This window comes from Devosia soli, from assembly GCF_000970455.1.
Taxonomy (GTDB): domain Bacteria; phylum Pseudomonadota; class Alphaproteobacteria; order Rhizobiales; family Devosiaceae; genus Devosia; species Devosia soli.
Map to the genome: position 1 here is coordinate 63243 of NZ_LAJG01000005.1, position 13540 is coordinate 76782.

At 59.0% G+C, this 13540-nt stretch carries 25 protein-coding genes; 10 read left to right on the top strand and 15 right to left on the bottom strand.

All coding sequences use genetic code 11. From position 1 onward, the window contains the following. Positions 1-396: 396 nt before the first annotated feature. From VW35_RS00905 to VW35_RS00975, 14 genes are all read right to left on the bottom strand, one after another. Positions 397-717 (bottom strand): hypothetical protein, encoded by a 321-nt coding sequence (locus VW35_RS00905; protein ID WP_046141151.1) that lies wholly within the window; start codon positions 715-717, stop codon positions 397-399. After that, positions 714-902 carry a hypothetical protein gene (locus tag VW35_RS00910; protein ID WP_046141152.1) on the bottom strand — a complete coding sequence of 63 codons (189 nt, stop codon included), beginning with the start codon at positions 900-902 and terminating at the stop codon, positions 714-716. The genes VW35_RS00905 and VW35_RS00910 overlap by 4 nt, the downstream gene beginning before the upstream one ends. Continuing rightward, complete coding sequence (locus VW35_RS00915) at positions 899-1444, bottom strand: hypothetical protein (protein WP_046141153.1); 546 nt, start codon at positions 1442-1444, stop codon at positions 899-901. The genes VW35_RS00910 and VW35_RS00915 overlap by 4 nt, the downstream gene beginning before the upstream one ends. Positions 1445-2020: 576 nt before the next feature. Beyond that, positions 2021-2404: a hypothetical protein gene (locus VW35_RS00920; RefSeq protein ID WP_046141154.1), complete on the bottom strand. Its 384-nt coding sequence runs from the start codon at positions 2402-2404 to the stop codon at positions 2021-2023. Next, entirely contained in the window at positions 2401-2595 is a 195-nt protein-coding gene (locus VW35_RS00925; protein ID WP_046141155.1) for a hypothetical protein, read from the bottom strand. Before VW35_RS00925 ends, VW35_RS00920 begins: the two co-directional genes overlap by 4 nt. Further along, entirely contained in the window at positions 2592-2801 is a 210-nt protein-coding gene (locus VW35_RS00930) for a helix-turn-helix domain-containing protein (RefSeq protein ID WP_046141156.1), read from the bottom strand. The genes VW35_RS00925 and VW35_RS00930 overlap by 4 nt, the downstream gene beginning before the upstream one ends. Before the next feature lie 100 nt (positions 2802-2901). Continuing rightward, positions 2902-3888, bottom strand: coding sequence for a DNA-methyltransferase (locus VW35_RS00935; protein ID WP_046141157.1), 987 nt, complete (start codon positions 3886-3888; stop codon positions 2902-2904). Next, positions 3885-5270, bottom strand: coding sequence for a DEAD/DEAH box helicase (locus tag VW35_RS00940; protein WP_046141158.1), 1386 nt, complete (start codon positions 5268-5270; stop codon positions 3885-3887). Before VW35_RS00940 ends, VW35_RS00935 begins: the two co-directional genes overlap by 4 nt. 362 nt (positions 5271-5632) lie before the next feature. Then, positions 5633-6076 (bottom strand): hypothetical protein, encoded by a 444-nt coding sequence (locus VW35_RS00950; RefSeq protein WP_046870499.1) that lies wholly within the window; start codon positions 6074-6076, stop codon positions 5633-5635. Positions 6077-6568: 492 nt separating this feature from the next. Beyond that, positions 6569-6895, bottom strand: coding sequence for a hypothetical protein (locus VW35_RS00960; protein WP_046141162.1), 327 nt, complete (start codon positions 6893-6895; stop codon positions 6569-6571). Then, complete coding sequence (locus VW35_RS22095; protein WP_280136750.1) at positions 6892-7020, bottom strand: hypothetical protein; 129 nt, start codon at positions 7018-7020, stop codon at positions 6892-6894. Before VW35_RS22095 ends, VW35_RS00960 begins: the two co-directional genes overlap by 4 nt. Next, the gene (locus VW35_RS00965; protein ID WP_046141163.1) at positions 7017-7274 is read right to left on the bottom strand and encodes a DUF2312 domain-containing protein; all 258 of its coding nucleotides are present in this window, start codon (positions 7272-7274) and stop codon (positions 7017-7019) included. The genes VW35_RS22095 and VW35_RS00965 overlap by 4 nt, the downstream gene beginning before the upstream one ends. After that, positions 7275-7559 (bottom strand): hypothetical protein, encoded by a 285-nt coding sequence (locus tag VW35_RS00970; protein WP_046141164.1) that lies wholly within the window; start codon positions 7557-7559, stop codon positions 7275-7277. After that, positions 7556-7756, bottom strand: a complete 201-nt coding sequence (locus VW35_RS00975) for a hypothetical protein (RefSeq protein ID WP_046141165.1) — start codon at positions 7754-7756, stop codon at positions 7556-7558. The genes VW35_RS00970 and VW35_RS00975 overlap by 4 nt, the downstream gene beginning before the upstream one ends. Before the next feature lie 169 nt (positions 7757-7925). On the opposite strand from VW35_RS00975, the gene VW35_RS00980 reads away from it, so the two are divergent. Beyond that, entirely contained in the window at positions 7926-8507 is a 582-nt protein-coding gene (locus VW35_RS00980) for a S24 family peptidase (protein WP_161796835.1), read from the top strand. On the opposite strand, the gene VW35_RS00985 is transcribed toward VW35_RS00980, so the two are convergent. Then, positions 8504-8902 (bottom strand): hypothetical protein, encoded by a 399-nt coding sequence (locus VW35_RS00985; RefSeq protein WP_152662426.1) that lies wholly within the window; start codon positions 8900-8902, stop codon positions 8504-8506. The genes VW35_RS00980 and VW35_RS00985 overlap by 4 nt on opposite strands. A 46-nt stretch (positions 8903-8948) precedes the next feature. Between VW35_RS00985 and VW35_RS00990 the strand changes: the two genes are divergently transcribed. From VW35_RS00990 to VW35_RS01035, 9 genes are all read left to right on the top strand, one after another. Further along, positions 8949-9356, top strand: coding sequence for a hypothetical protein (locus VW35_RS00990; RefSeq protein ID WP_046141167.1), 408 nt, complete (start codon positions 8949-8951; stop codon positions 9354-9356). Next, positions 9353-9556, top strand: a complete 204-nt coding sequence (locus VW35_RS00995; RefSeq protein WP_046141168.1) for a hypothetical protein — start codon at positions 9353-9355, stop codon at positions 9554-9556. The genes VW35_RS00990 and VW35_RS00995 overlap by 4 nt, the downstream gene beginning before the upstream one ends. A gap of 103 nt (positions 9557-9659) precedes the next feature. Next, positions 9660-9971: a hypothetical protein gene (locus VW35_RS01000; protein ID WP_046141169.1), complete on the top strand. Its 312-nt coding sequence runs from the start codon at positions 9660-9662 to the stop codon at positions 9969-9971. 99 nt (positions 9972-10070) lie between these two features. Beyond that, a complete protein-coding gene (locus tag VW35_RS01005) occupies positions 10071-10793 on the top strand; it encodes an ERF family protein (RefSeq protein WP_052951408.1) in 723 nt (240 codons plus the stop codon). Continuing rightward, positions 10790-11431 carry a lambda exonuclease family protein gene (locus VW35_RS01010; RefSeq protein WP_046141170.1) on the top strand — a complete coding sequence of 214 codons (642 nt, stop codon included), beginning with the start codon at positions 10790-10792 and terminating at the stop codon, positions 11429-11431. Before VW35_RS01005 ends, VW35_RS01010 begins: the two co-directional genes overlap by 4 nt. Before the next feature lie 454 nt (positions 11432-11885). Then, on the top strand, positions 11886-12095 hold the full coding sequence (locus VW35_RS01020) for a hypothetical protein (RefSeq protein WP_046141172.1): 210 nt from the start codon (positions 11886-11888) through the stop codon (positions 12093-12095). Beyond that, positions 12095-12538, top strand: coding sequence for a recombination protein NinB (locus tag VW35_RS01025; RefSeq protein WP_046141173.1), 444 nt, complete (start codon positions 12095-12097; stop codon positions 12536-12538). The genes VW35_RS01020 and VW35_RS01025 overlap by 1 nt, the downstream gene beginning before the upstream one ends. Then, the gene (locus tag VW35_RS01030; protein WP_046141174.1) at positions 12538-12798 is read left to right on the top strand and encodes a hypothetical protein; all 261 of its coding nucleotides are present in this window, start codon (positions 12538-12540) and stop codon (positions 12796-12798) included. The genes VW35_RS01025 and VW35_RS01030 overlap by 1 nt, the downstream gene beginning before the upstream one ends. Beyond that, the gene (locus tag VW35_RS01035) at positions 12795-13454 is read left to right on the top strand and encodes an HNH endonuclease (RefSeq protein WP_046141175.1); all 660 of its coding nucleotides are present in this window, start codon (positions 12795-12797) and stop codon (positions 13452-13454) included. The genes VW35_RS01030 and VW35_RS01035 overlap by 4 nt, the downstream gene beginning before the upstream one ends. The last annotated feature ends 86 nt before the right edge of the window (positions 13455-13540 follow it).

The window sequence follows — 13540 nt, forward strand, 5'->3', positions numbered from 1 at the left end:
TGCGGTTGGCAACACGAGCCTCTTCTCGATGCGCGGATCGATACTGAGCCTTCGCCGCCTTTGCCTCTGGGGTTTTTGCCCTCTCGCGAGCTCGAAGATTATAACATGCTCGGCACGGCTGTCGGACGCCGCCACGCCGGTGGTCTTGATTGAAGGCGCTCGCTGGTAAGGTTTCGGAGCATGCACAGCAGACGATATCTTCTGGCTTTGTCATGGTGCTGTTCTCTGGGGGTTAGGAGGATCGGCGGGGCTGGTTCGCAGGCGGCGACAGTTCCTTGCCGCAGCGTTTGCAGATGGCCACGGCGCACATGCCGCGCTTCATGTGCCCCGTCATCTTGAAGCGATGGTTGAGAAAGAAGCGAACCTGCACATCATGACCGAATAGGCATCGAAGGCTCATTTCGTCTTCCCATTCATCTCGTGTTCAAAGGCCGGGGAGTGGTGGTTTATGTCCACGGTAACCGTCGTGTCGTCGCCACTGATCAGCATCGATGTCAGCTTGGCCGCTGTGTGCTCTGTGGCCTTCGCCTCGGCACGTGCTGCCGCCAGGTCGAGCCCCCATGCGAAGCAGAGACCGGCAATGACCATGGCAGCTATCCCGCCGAGTTCATCATGAGCCATTAGGACAAGCCCGCCGACGAAACACACGAGGAACGGATATAGGCTGCGCAGATACGCATGGAGCCACTTCGGCACGTCTTGGATGACCTTGATCACCGCGCTCTCTCCATCTGCTCGATCTCGTGTTCAAAGGCTTGATAGGCGTAGAGGCTGATCACAATCGCCTCTCGGGCATGGAGCCTGGGCAGTATCTCCGGCTTGTCCTTGACCATCTCTGCTGCCTGATCTCGGTTTCGTTCTGCTTCTGCTATTTGGTCTGAGAGAGGGATGCGGAGGGTCATGCCACCCTCTCGCCTCCCATGTCGTGATTGTCGTCGTCGGCCGCGTTGAAGGTCTTGGCTCCAACGAGCGCTCCGACACGCACAGCGTTGACCTGCATCTGAGCTTCAGAAACAGGAGGCGGCAGTGCGACAAGCCTAGCCTCGGCAACCTTCGCATTTGGGAGCCACCAGCCTTCTTTTCCGCTGCTGCTGGACACCGGCGGTTCGCGGCCATCCATGAGTGCAACCTGGCGCCAAAGATCCGAGCCGACGGGCACGAATGTATTGGCCTGCTGAAACTGCTCCCAGGCTAAGGCGTCATTGAAGCCCTTGACCACTTGAGCAAGTTTGGCGGTCGAAGGGGCGAAGTCGGGGTTATGTCCCTCTACCTGTCCGCGTACGAAAGCGCGGCAAGCGCGGCGAACAGCCTCCAGCGAGAACTCTTCGACGGCGAAGGCGTAGACCCTAGGCGTTTCGGCGGTAATGCTCGATGCTGAGGACGGGAACGCCCGCAACATCATCCCAATCGCCTTGATTGCCTCTGCTGTTTCCTGCTCGTCCATGTCTCAGTTCCTCAGCGAAATTGTCGAAGTGGTCGGCGCCTTTGGGTTGCTGCCTTTGGCTCGGTGGAGACTGCGCCCGCTTCGGCAGTTTTTCGGCAGCGCCCTTGGCCCAATTGCGCCAAGCCGCACGCCAGTTGAGCTTTGCGCCGCTCGGAGCCGACAGTGACCAATCCCGCATCCGTTCGGCTTCCGAGGCGATGCGGTCCTCCGGCAATCCAGCGTTGATCGCATCCTGACGCCACTCGAACGGCAAAACCCAATCAGCCGGCAGGCGCGAAGCGCGTGTTTTTGAGGAACCGTTAGGTTCCGTGCTGGAAGGGGTAGTTTTTTCTTTAGGGGGTGTGGGGGAGTTTTCTTTTTTAGGGGAAACCGCTGCGTTACCGTCATGTGACGGTGGCGTGTCTGTAACGTTACCGTCACGCTTGGCTCTGCTGCGGCGAGTACGATCGCGCTGAGCGGCCTTGCGCGCTTCCTCAACTTCCTGTTGCTCGGCAAGAAGCTCCAACACCCCGGCCATTTGGTCAGGGTCCAAACGAAGCTCAGCAAGCTTTCGAAGGGTCGAGGAAGATACGGACACTAAACCTGCCCCTTCTGAAAATCGCGGAACGACCGAATGCCAATCGTGACCGTGGCGTGATCCACGCCGAAAATGCGGGCGATGTTGGCAACCGGATGCCCCCCATCGAGCATCACAGTCCAAAGCATGTGCCTGGCCGCTACGGCCGCGCTATAAGTGCTGTTGAGGATCTGATCTGGCGTGACCTGCTGATCTTCGCAGACGAGACGCATCGCATAGACAAAATCGACTGCAGGGCGCTCAGTGCGCCGGAATTGTGCTGTACCGTTGCGCGGCATGTTGGCGCCAGGGCGAGCGCCGGGCCGTCCCCAGAGGCGGTTTCTAGCGGCAACACCGATCTCATGCTGCCGGCGAAGCTCCGGGCCTATCGATGGCATGTTCATCTGGCCACCACATCGAAATAGAGCGATTGCTGGACGACGGAGACAGGCACTTCCAAAGCTTGCGCAATCTCGCGCATGGTACGCTCTTTCCGCTGTAGCAAACGGGCGTCCTCGCACTCCATCCGTGTCAGGCGTACAGCCTGGCGGAAGCTTCGATAGACCTGCGCGGCCTCCTGATGGATTGTGCTCATTTATCCACCCTTGGCTTTGGCGCGTTCTTCTCCATCATCCGCTGAAGCGTGCGACGATGAATGCCCATGCGGCGAGCCGCGGCAGAGATGGATCCCTTCTCCGCAGCCAGAACAGCGCGTGCATAGTGGAACTGGACGGCCTGAGGCGGCATGTTCATCGAGGCAATGCCAGCCTGCAGTTGTTCAAGGTGAGACAGAGGTTTCATTTACCCTTGCCCTTCTTCTTTGCGATTTCACGAAGGATGGATTTCTGAGAGGGAGCCGGCTTGTGGCCTTCCCATACTCGGGGAGTCTTGGAGGTGGATTTCATGCGACTTCCTCGTGGAAGAGGCTGTCGGTCTTGGCGCGCTCGAGGTCTTCGAGATTGCGCACCGCCTGCCGGAAGTACGAGGCCTTGAGCTCGAAGCCGATGCCCTTGCGACCCATTTCGACCGCGCTGAAAACCTCGCTGCCGATGCCCAAGAACGGTGTCAGGACCGTTTCATTGGGCAATGACCACAGATCAATGCAGCGCTCGATCACGTCGAGCTGGAGCGGCGAGATATGAACCTCGTCCTTCTCGTCACGGGCGTTGCGATATTGGAGCGTGCGCGTCTGGTTGATATCCATCCACACCGGCGAGGCGTAGCGCTGCCAAACCAGAATGGACTTCCACTTGTCATAAGGCCATGGCTCACGGCCTTCAGCGCGGAACGCGGCTGCCTCTCGATCGTATGCCTCGCGGCTCACGTCCACCTCGGTGCCAATATAGCGATCGAACGGCCCACTCACGGGCTCGGCGTTTTCGCCGGGCTTGCGAAAGGTGACGATGTAATCCGCAAGCCCCTGCCCGCTGATCGTGCTGTCCTTGAGGATTTGAGCATGGAGCAGGCGAATGGATTTGGTGCGCTGCTGCGCCACTACGGGGTCCTTCCAAATGCAGACCTCGGAATGGAAAATCCAGCCTGCATCGACATAGGCGCTAATCACCTCACCCCTGAAGTCGCGCATGCCAATGAAGCCGTCGCGCGTCTTGCTGGTCGGCAACTGCATGCAATGCACCGAGTGCAGCCGGCCGGGCTTGGTGACGCGCAAAAGCTCCTGGATCAGGAATGCGTAGTGCGTCCAGAATCCCTGCTTGTCATTGTTAGAAATGTCGCGGTCAGAGTTGCTGAACCGGTACAACCCTTCGAACGGCGGGGAGTGGATGCCGAAGTCGATGCTGTCACCAGGCACGGCGCGAATGAGTTCGCAACTGTCGCCCTGATAGATGGCATATCGCTCGGTAACGACCTGTTCGATCGCGTTGATCATGCTGCGGCTCCGATCCAGTTTGGGAGCGTCATGGGCACCGTCGGCGCGTAGTCTGCACGGGTGCGGGCCATGCCGCGAATGTTCTCAGCCGATAGGTCGGCCATGTGCTCTACGAGCGCCGCGGCCATGCGCTCGGCGTCGGCTTCTTTTCGGCGGAGGTTCGCCACAACAGCACCCTCAGTCTCGGCGCTGATGAAATGGACGGTGACGGGCTTGTTCTGCCCGAAGCGCCAGAACCGGCGCTCCGCCTGGTAAATCTGCTCGAAGCTGTCATTGAGCCCGACAAAGCCGGTGTCGGCGCAGTGCTGCCAGTTCATGCCGAAACCGGCTATCGATGGCTTGGTGATCAGGACGCGGATTTCGCCGGCTGTGAACGCCTTGAGCTTCTGTTCCTTGGTGTCGTCGCTGTCGGCACCGGAAACCTGCACAGCGCCTTCTATGGCGGACCCAAGGGCCTCGCTCTCGCTGTTGAGATTGCACCACCAGACGAAAGGGCGATCTTTCGGGGTGATGGACGCTGCCAATTCGACGCGTTCGGCAACCGTGTCCCGGCGGGCAGATATGCGCTCCTGCATGGTGCGCGCTTCCATCGGGAACAGGAGCCCTGTGTCCATGCTCGGAGCATATTCGGCAGAGACTACGTGCTGTTGTCGCTTCAATGGCGGAAGGTCATAGCCTTCGTCTGAATAACCCAGGTCGGAAGGCTTGCGGAGCATCACGGCCCACGACGCCATCCACTTCCAGAACTCGTTTTCAGCATGGCCCTTGAGGCGCCACTTCTGCGTGTCGCCGCCGTCATGCGTGAAGAACGTCGCCAGCATGTCGGTATAGGACATGGCGCCGATGAACTCGGCATGGTTGCCCAATTCCATGAAATCGTTCGGAGCCGGGGTCGCGGTCGCTGCTAGACGGAAAGGCACGTCGCGGCAATCGTTGATCAGCTTCGTGCGATACTTGCCGTCCGTGCTCTTGAGGATTGAGCTTTCATCGAGGGCAACGCCGCCCAGCTCACGAAGAGCGAAGCGATCGAGCTTCTGATAGTTGGTGACTTCGATCACACCATCTGACTGCGCCGAAACAACGCGTGCCGGAATGCCGAAGCTGCCAGCCTCCCGTTCGTGCTGATGCGAAACGGCCAACGGCGCCAGCAAGAGCACCGGCTTGCGGGTATAGCGCGAGACCTCATGCGCCCATACGAGCTCCATGAGCGTCTTGCCGAGGCCCGTGCCAGCGAAGATAGCGGCGCGGCCGCGGCGCAATGACCACTGCGTAATGTCAGCCTGGTGAGGGAACAGATAGGACGGGAGCTCGACGCGTTCCGTGATCCCTGTTTCGGGGTCCATCATCTGCTTGCTGGCGATGAAGTCGGTGTATTGCATCATCCCTTCACGCTCCCCAGTTCCTTCGCCTTCTTGAGAGAGGCAATTAGGGATGCATTGGTCTTGGCGGACTTCGTAGGAAGCCGGGTTGTCATGTAACCAGGCTTGGGAGTGACGAGCTTCTGAAGCATCTGTTCGGAGAGGGTCATTTCCGCGCCTTTGCTTCTCGGCGCTCGCGAGCCCGGCGAACCTGCCGGCTCTCCACAACAGGCTCTTCAGGCTGGGCAGCGACGGTGATGGCGGACTGTTCTTTGCGTTCGTCCAGCATGGCGGCCAAGACGCGACCTTGGATCAAAGACAGGCCTGCTATTGATGCGATCATCTTATGACTCGGGATCATTCAGTCCTCCACACGCGGGATTGGGTTAGTGGCCCCAGTCCGTGGACTGGTCGGCTCGCTCGTCGGCGTCTGTGAAGGCGGCATCGGGATTTCCCAGGGGGCGATCCAGTACGCCAATTCGAGAGAGGACGCGCTCAACCGCAGCAAGGTCCGCGCGATCCATGTCCGAACCGGCTTCTTCGGCTTGGCTCCGAATGCTTTGAAGCCATGCGACGTGCTGCAGGGCCTGTCGTTCGCGCTCAAGGCGCTTGAGTTCTTGGAGCTTTGCTCGTGCAAGATCCTTCTCCCATGAGTCGATGCGGCGTGCCTTGCCTTTCAAAAATTCAAACGCTCTGTTCCAAGTCACTTTGGCCTTAAGTGCCTCGTAGATCGCCGTGACGCGATCCTTGTCCGAAGATGAAGTCGCGAGCCGCCCTGCGATCTGCTCGCAAAGGCTCTTCATCTCGTAAATGTCGTCAGCAGCCGACATTGGGGAATTCTCCCTTCGATCTGTGGAGTTCTCCGTAGGGATTGGGGACACGTCCATTTCCTTTCGCGCCATGTTGGGGCATCGACGCGATGGAATTTGAAAGGACTTGTTTATGGAGCGCATTGGCAGCAGACTTTACGAGACGCTGATGCGCAGTGGTGTGCAGGCAGGGACGGCGGGAACCGTTCGAGCCAGCGGAAAGAAAAAGCGGCCGGCGGCTATGGAAAGCGCCGGGCCGCAGTTGCTGCCGCGAGGGGAGGTCTTTCGGCAGGGTAAGGGTGCCGAGCGCGCACAGGGAGAAGAAGCGCGCCCGGCTTGCAGTCCAGAGGGGGACGACAGACTGCAAATGCTTATGAAAATAGGGCGTGTGGTGCGAACACGTCCTATTCTGATCAGCATTCGAGGTGGCAAAGCGTGAGCGGCACGTATCCTTGGCCTTGGAAAAGGCCGATGCCGTCTCGCCAGAACTGGTTTGAACAGGTGCGGATACCATCACGCCGCCGCCTCGGTGGGAATGATGGTGGCCAGCCGATAGCCGACAGTCTTGCGGCTGAAAATGCGATAGCCGAACGGGGCAATCTTGGCATTGGTTTTGGTCATGATGACCGCAATGACGGCGCGCGGATCGTCAGGCCCGCCGTTCGGGTCGAGCCCATACAAGGCGTTCACGACGACTTCCCGAAGCACGGATCCGCCGAAGCCATTCGCAACGGTGAGGAATAGCTCGCGCTCTTTCATCGAAAGGCTGGCTTCGTCCGCAACCTGCTCAAAGGCGCTGATAAGCGGACGGTGGCAGCAAGGGCAAACATTGACGCTCATGGCTGCACACCCATGACAAGCACGATTGCCGCCAAAGCGCAGTACGCAGCAAACACAAGCGACCAGCCTGCAAAGGCATAGACGGCTATGATGACAAGGCGCGGATATGTGTGAACCTTGGTCATTCGTCTTCACCCGGCGGCAACATACCCAGATGGGACATGTAGAGGTCGAGAAGAGCGTCTTGCTCCATGCGCTCGTTCTCATCCATGCGGCGCAGACGCAGGATCATGTTGATGATCCGAACATCAAACCCGCGAGATTTGGCTTCAGCCTTCACTTCCTTGATGTCGTCGGAGATTGCCTTCCGCTCCTCATCAAGTCGCTCGCATCTCTCAATGAATTGGCGCAGTTCCTCGCCTGCGACGTTGTCGCTCATTCAAGCCTCGCGATTTTTGGAATTGTAAGCAGCGTTCACTTCGGTCTTGCGAGAGCGGGTTTTGGCAGCCTTGCGCCGGCCCTCTTCGCGACGAGCAAGATTGGCTTCGCGCTCGGCACGATGCTTTTCCCATTCAGCAAGTGCAGCGTCGGAGGCGGCGTCTTCGGTCGCGCCCTGGAAGCGAACTGGCAGGTATTCGCCGTTCGGCATGGTAAGGAAGGCGATCCATTCCTTGCCGGCGTCAGCATTGGTGCTCTGGTACGTGACGACGCGAATGTCGGTCATGCTGCCACCCGCGCCGGTTTACGCTTCATAAAGGCGGTGACCTTGTGAAGCGTCTTGAGCTGAATGGTTTTTCCTGCACGGAGCCGGGCGACGAACTTGCCGTCATTGACGGCGCGAAGACCAAATGTGGTCTCCTCGATCTCGTGTCGCTGGCAGTAGGCTTCGATCTGTTTGAGAAGGGCGCTAATTTCAACCATGCGCCAATACTGGTGGGCTTCTGCCCATTTGTCAATGGGCTATTACCCAAGTGCTATGGGCTGCCCATTCTGAAATGCTGCGCCCATGGCAAGTGAGCATATCGAACGCGTGAAAACGCTTGTGACAGAGCACAAACTCAACATGAAAGCCGTCTCATTGGCGGCTGGATTGGGCGAGACGTTTGTGCGCGATATGATCAAGCGTGAGCGTGAGCCATCGAAAGAGAACTTCGATAAGGTCATGGATGCCATTGCCAGGATCATCGGACGCATTCCGCTCGATCCCGTCCGCGAGGTGTCGCCGGCGGACGTTGACCCGATCAACCGCCCTACCCTTGCCCGCGATATAGACGTTGTTGCAGCGGTTGCCGGCTCGGATCATGGCCGCGGTTCGTTCAAATTCTCAATGGATCCGATCGACAAAGTGGCCCGGCCGCCTGGGCTAGTTGGCGTGAAGGGCGTCTATTCCGCCTATGTCGAAAACGACAGCATGTCCCCGATGTACAATTCGGGCGACCTAGTCTTTGTGTCGAGCATTCGCCCTCCGCGGCCGGGTGACGCTGTGGTCATTCAGAACCCCGGGGATGTTGAGGGTGACGAGCCAGCAGGCTTTATCAAAATCCTCGTGCGCCGCAGCGCCGAGTGGATTGAATGCAAGCAGTTCAACCCGCCGGGCCCAATCAAATTCCGCAACCGGCCCGATCTGATCATGCACCGCGTCTACACGAATAACGAGCTGTTCGGAATTTAGTGCAGGGTCTGCCCTGGGGCGAAAGCCTCAAGGACCATCTTGATCTCTGCCAGCACGACTAGGTCGGGAATCTCGAGATCTACATCATCGCCCGTTGATCCGACCACTGGCACAACCACAAAATCCATTCCCTCGCTTTCGCGCACAGCTAGGCTGAACTTGCAGCTGGGGAAATAGCTGGCCAGGTACGCACGCAGCTCTGCGCGAAGTCGCACCAGATTGTCATGTACTAATGGACCGCTCAGGATCACGTACTCTGCAACGCCAGCCATCTCGTTCCCTTTCTGTTCTTGCCATTGATTCCAGAGAACGCCCGAAGAGTCGAGTCGGTCGTTAATATTTTGCCTGCCCATTTTGTTGGTCAGTTGCCCATTGACTGATGGGCAGAAGCCCATTATGGTACCTTCATCAACGACGCACCGCGTCAGATGGAGCCGACAGATGTCAGACCCGATCACCGCCCACCACAAGAGCCGCATCAGCGCCCTGATCGAAGCCACCAACACCTATGGCTGGGAAGATGATGCGATTGCCAATCTGAAGGCTCGCAAGCCTGCCTTCTGGTCGATGTGCGGCAACTCCAACCAGTTCGATGGCCTGCTTTTCAGCGCTGCCAATCGGCATGGTGCGATCGAGGCGGCGCAGGACGAATACGAAGGCATCTTCTCTCGTCGCAACATGGACGTGCGTGGTGAGAAGCATCTCGACAAGCTTCTGCCTCTGAACCACGCGGCGGTCATGGACCTTATGCGCGCCTATCAGGCGGTCGGCACTTTCCGCACTCCGGAAGAACTCTATGCGCGGACTGAGCGGTTTGAGCGCTCGGAAGCGATGGAGGCGGCGGAATGAACGACACCCGCAAGATCGTGACAAGCTATGTCAACCCGCCCATTCCGACGCGGCAGTTCGACTGGTGCGCTCACTACGATGGAGATGAAGAAGCTGGCGGGTACGGCTACGGCGCGACTGAGGTCGAAGCCATCCAGGATTTCATCGACAACCGCGACGAGGGCGACGCCCTATCCAACTCCGAAAGGACGGATGGATGAGTAACTTCCTCTCCCACCACCCTGCCCTGTCCTTCTGGACCCTATCCCTAATCCTATGTGCGGCAATCGTGGTGTTGCTGCCTGAAAACGGAGGCGCATTCTGATGACGACCGTGAAGGAGCGCGAATGGCATGTCGTTGACGCCGTGCCGGAAGAGATAACGGGGGTTCGTCGCGAGCTTCTGGAAATGCTTCTGCTGAGCACTACGCGCAAGACAGCGCAGTGGTCCGGACCAAGCCCGCGCCGGTGGAAATTCGTGTTCCCCGACAGCGGAGGTTGGTCAACGGTTGAGGAAATACGCCAAGACCAGATCACGCCAAGTAGGGTCGCGGCTATCTTGAGCGGGGAAGCCTTCGCTGCTGAAAAGTACGAAGCCGAGGTGCTGAACGTACTTCGACGGTTGGTGTCGAGATGACCAAGTGGACCATCATTGACGGCGCCTGGACCCAAATCCCCGCCCCTCCCAAAGACCTCCCCTACTTCACTCGCCCGACCGCAAAGAAGGAACAGACGAATGAGCGCGCTTGAAAAGCACCAGGACAATCCGGCGCCGGTCGCCATTGCCCAGACTTCCAATCCAGTCATGGACATGATCCGCCAGGCTGTTGCCGCCGGCCAGCCGCTCGACGTGATCCGCGAGCTGAAGAACATGGCAACTGAGCTTGCCGCCGAAGAAGCGCAACGGGCTTTCGACAAGGCCATTGCTGCAGCGAAAGCGGAGATCAAGCCGGTTGTGCGCACCGAGAAGGGTCACAACGGGAAGTATGCGGACCTTGCTGCGATTGCCGATGCGGTCGATCCAATCCTCTCGCGCCATGGCCTCAACTACCGGCACCGGACGGCGCAGGCCAATGGCGCCATTACGATCACCTGCATTCTGTCCCACGAGCTGGGGCACCGCGAGGAAACGTCCATCACGGCCGGCGCCGATACGTCTGGCAACAAGAACAGCATCCAAGCGCTCGGGTCCACCCAAACCTATCTGATGCGCTACACGCTGGTTGCCGCACTTGGCCTGTCCACGACGAAGGACGACGATGGCAATGCCGGCGGTGCTGGCGAATTGGTCAGCATCGAGCAGATCGAGCAGCTACAGGCCCTTTTGACCGAGACCAATTCGGACGTTGCCAAGTTCTGCCAGGTCATGCGGGTCGAAAGCCTTGCTGGCATTCCAGCAAAGCGCTTCTCCGACGCCGTTGCCAAGCTCAACGCCAAGAAGGCGAGGGCTGCAGCATGAGCGATTTCGAACAAGGATCGGCGGACTGGTTCGCAGCCCGCCTTGGCAAGGTGACTGCGTCCCGCGTGGCCGATGTCATTGCCAAGACCAAGACCGGCTATTCAACGTCGCGCGCCAACTACGCGGCCCAGCTCATTGCTGAGCGACTGACAGGCACTGTTGCGGAAAGCTATTCGAATGCGGCCATGCAGTGGGGCACCGAGCAGGAACCAGAAGCTCGGCTCGCGTATGAGTTCGGTCACGACGCCGATGTCGTCCAGGTCGCCTTTGTTGAGCACCCGACCATTGGAATGAGCGGTGCGAGCCCTGATGGCCTTATTGGCGATGACGGCTTGGTCGAGATCAAGTGCCCTATCACCGCGACCCACTTGGACACGCTGCGGGACGAAAAAATCCCCGGCAAATACGAGACGCAGATGCTCTGGCAAATGGCGTGCACTGGCCGGCAGTGGTGCGACTTTGTCTCGTTCGATCCGCGTCTGCCCGAGAACATGCGTCTGTTCGTGAAGCGCTTGCATCGCGACGACGCGCGGATCGCTGAACTGGAAGCCGAAGTGTCGGAGTTCCTCACCGAAATTGATGCCACGGTTGCCGAGCTGATCCGCAAATACGGACTGCCCGGCGCCTTGGCCGCCTAATTCCCAACCTGACAGGGACCCCGGTTGCTCATCTGAGCACGCAAGTCGCAAGAGCCGGGAGCAGTTCAATGACCACACCAGTTTCGCAGATGACAGCATGGCAGGGCGGGAAGTGCCGCGTCCCAATGTGGATGGGAGGATCGCCCTCGGGCCATTGCGACAACATAGCTTTTGGTCCGCAGTACCCACGCGAATATCTGGCGGAACTTAACGTCCGCTACCTGCTCGACAGGCCTGCCTACTGCTTTGGACCGTGCTGTCCAAACCATGGAGGCCCAGCCGAAGGCGCGGCGATCATCTTCCAGGACGGTTACACGGAGCAAGGGCGACCGATGTACTGCGCGGTCATGCCTGATTTCATCAATCTGCAGGAGAGCCCAGCGGGGTTCAGCGGAGATGCGCGAAGGGCGGTTGCGAACCTGAAGACGGCACTTGCTGCCGCAGCAGGTGCAGCATGACCATTGAAGCCCAAGCCGACTTCATCACCGAAGTGCAGCGCGCCTGCCGAAAGGCAAAGGACAGCCGCAAGGAAAACGACCTGCGTCTGGCAAAGAACCTCATCGATGATCCCCGCTTCTCTGCCCTTGGCGAAAGCGAGCAAGAAGATCTGATGGAGGCTTATGGCCGCGCGCATCTGTTCGTATCGGGCGGAGGGATTGGCTAGTGGCGCGCTATTTTACGATCCGCAATCCGGCCATCCTGCGCAACTGCTTCGAAGCGATCCGCGAAATGGGCCTCAACGCCCGCGTGACAATCGCACCAGAGCAGCGCAGCAGCGATCAGAACGCGTTCTTTCATTCGATCTGCAGCGACCTTGCCAAATCGGAATTGAAGTTCGCCGGCAAGCGCCGATCGCTCGAGGAATGGAAAGTGCTGCTGGTGTCCGGCCATGCCGTTGCTACCGGCACTCAGGGCGAGGTCATACCCGGCATTGAGGGTGAGTTTGTAGCCATCCGCGAGAGCACCGCCAAGATGAGCGTGGCCCGCGCGTCGAGCCTCATCGAGTACGCCTTGGCCTATTGCGCCATGAACGGCGTGGAAATCACGGAAACACGAAAGGGCGGCTTTCTTTCTGACCGTGCTGTTGAACCGAGAAAGGCAGCGTGATGAAAAACAAGCTCTCCGATTTGAACGATCACCTGTTTGCCCAGCTTGAGCGCCTGTCCGATGAAGATTTGACGCCCGAGCAGATCGAAGTCGAATCCAAGCGCGGCGAAGCCTTGGTCAACGTCGCTGACCAGATCATTCGCAACGCCGAGCTGACCTTCAAGGCATCCACCTTTGTCGCCCAGCATGGCGACCGCTTCCGCCCTGCGCTGTCTGGGCTGATCGGAAAGTCCGTAACGGTGGAGACAAGCGACGAATGAAGGGGCAACAACTCAAATACAGCGCCGAGGAGTTGGCTTGGATCGAAGCCAGAGCGAAAACGCCTCGTAAGGAGCTCCACGCGCAGTTTGTGGAGGCGTTCGGGCGGGGTGATGTGTCAGCGGATAACTTCAAGGCTCTTTGTACTCGCAAAGGCTGGAAGACCGGACGGACTGGTTGCTTTGTCAAAGGAGCCGCACCGGTCAACAAGGGAGTGCCCTGCCCTCCTGGCAAAGGCGGCAGACATCCGAATGCCAGAAAAACGCAATTCAAAAAGGGCAGCGTCTCGCACACGTATCGCGGCCATGGACATGAGCGCATCGACAGCAAGGATGGCTATGTCGTCATGATCGTCGAGGAGACGAATCCATGGACCGGGGCCAAGACTAGGCCAGTGCATAAGCATGTCTATCTCTGGGAGAAGGCCAACGGCCCGGTGCCCGAGGGCTTCTGCCTGAAATGCGTGGACAGCAACAAGCTGAACACCGATCCGTCGAATTGGGAGTTGATCCCGCGCAGCATCCTCCCTCGCCTCAATGGCGGTAAGGCCTCCCGAACAATCGCCTATGACAGCGCCCCGGCAGAGTTGAAGCCCGCGATCCTGGCAGTGGCGAAGATCGATCACGCCATCAGGCAGAAGCGAAAGTCGGCGGTATGAGAAAGCTCACCGACCAAGAGCGCCAGCTATTGCAGCTCATCTCCAGCGCCGGCGGGTCCATCTGCCCGGGCATCGATGTTTCCATC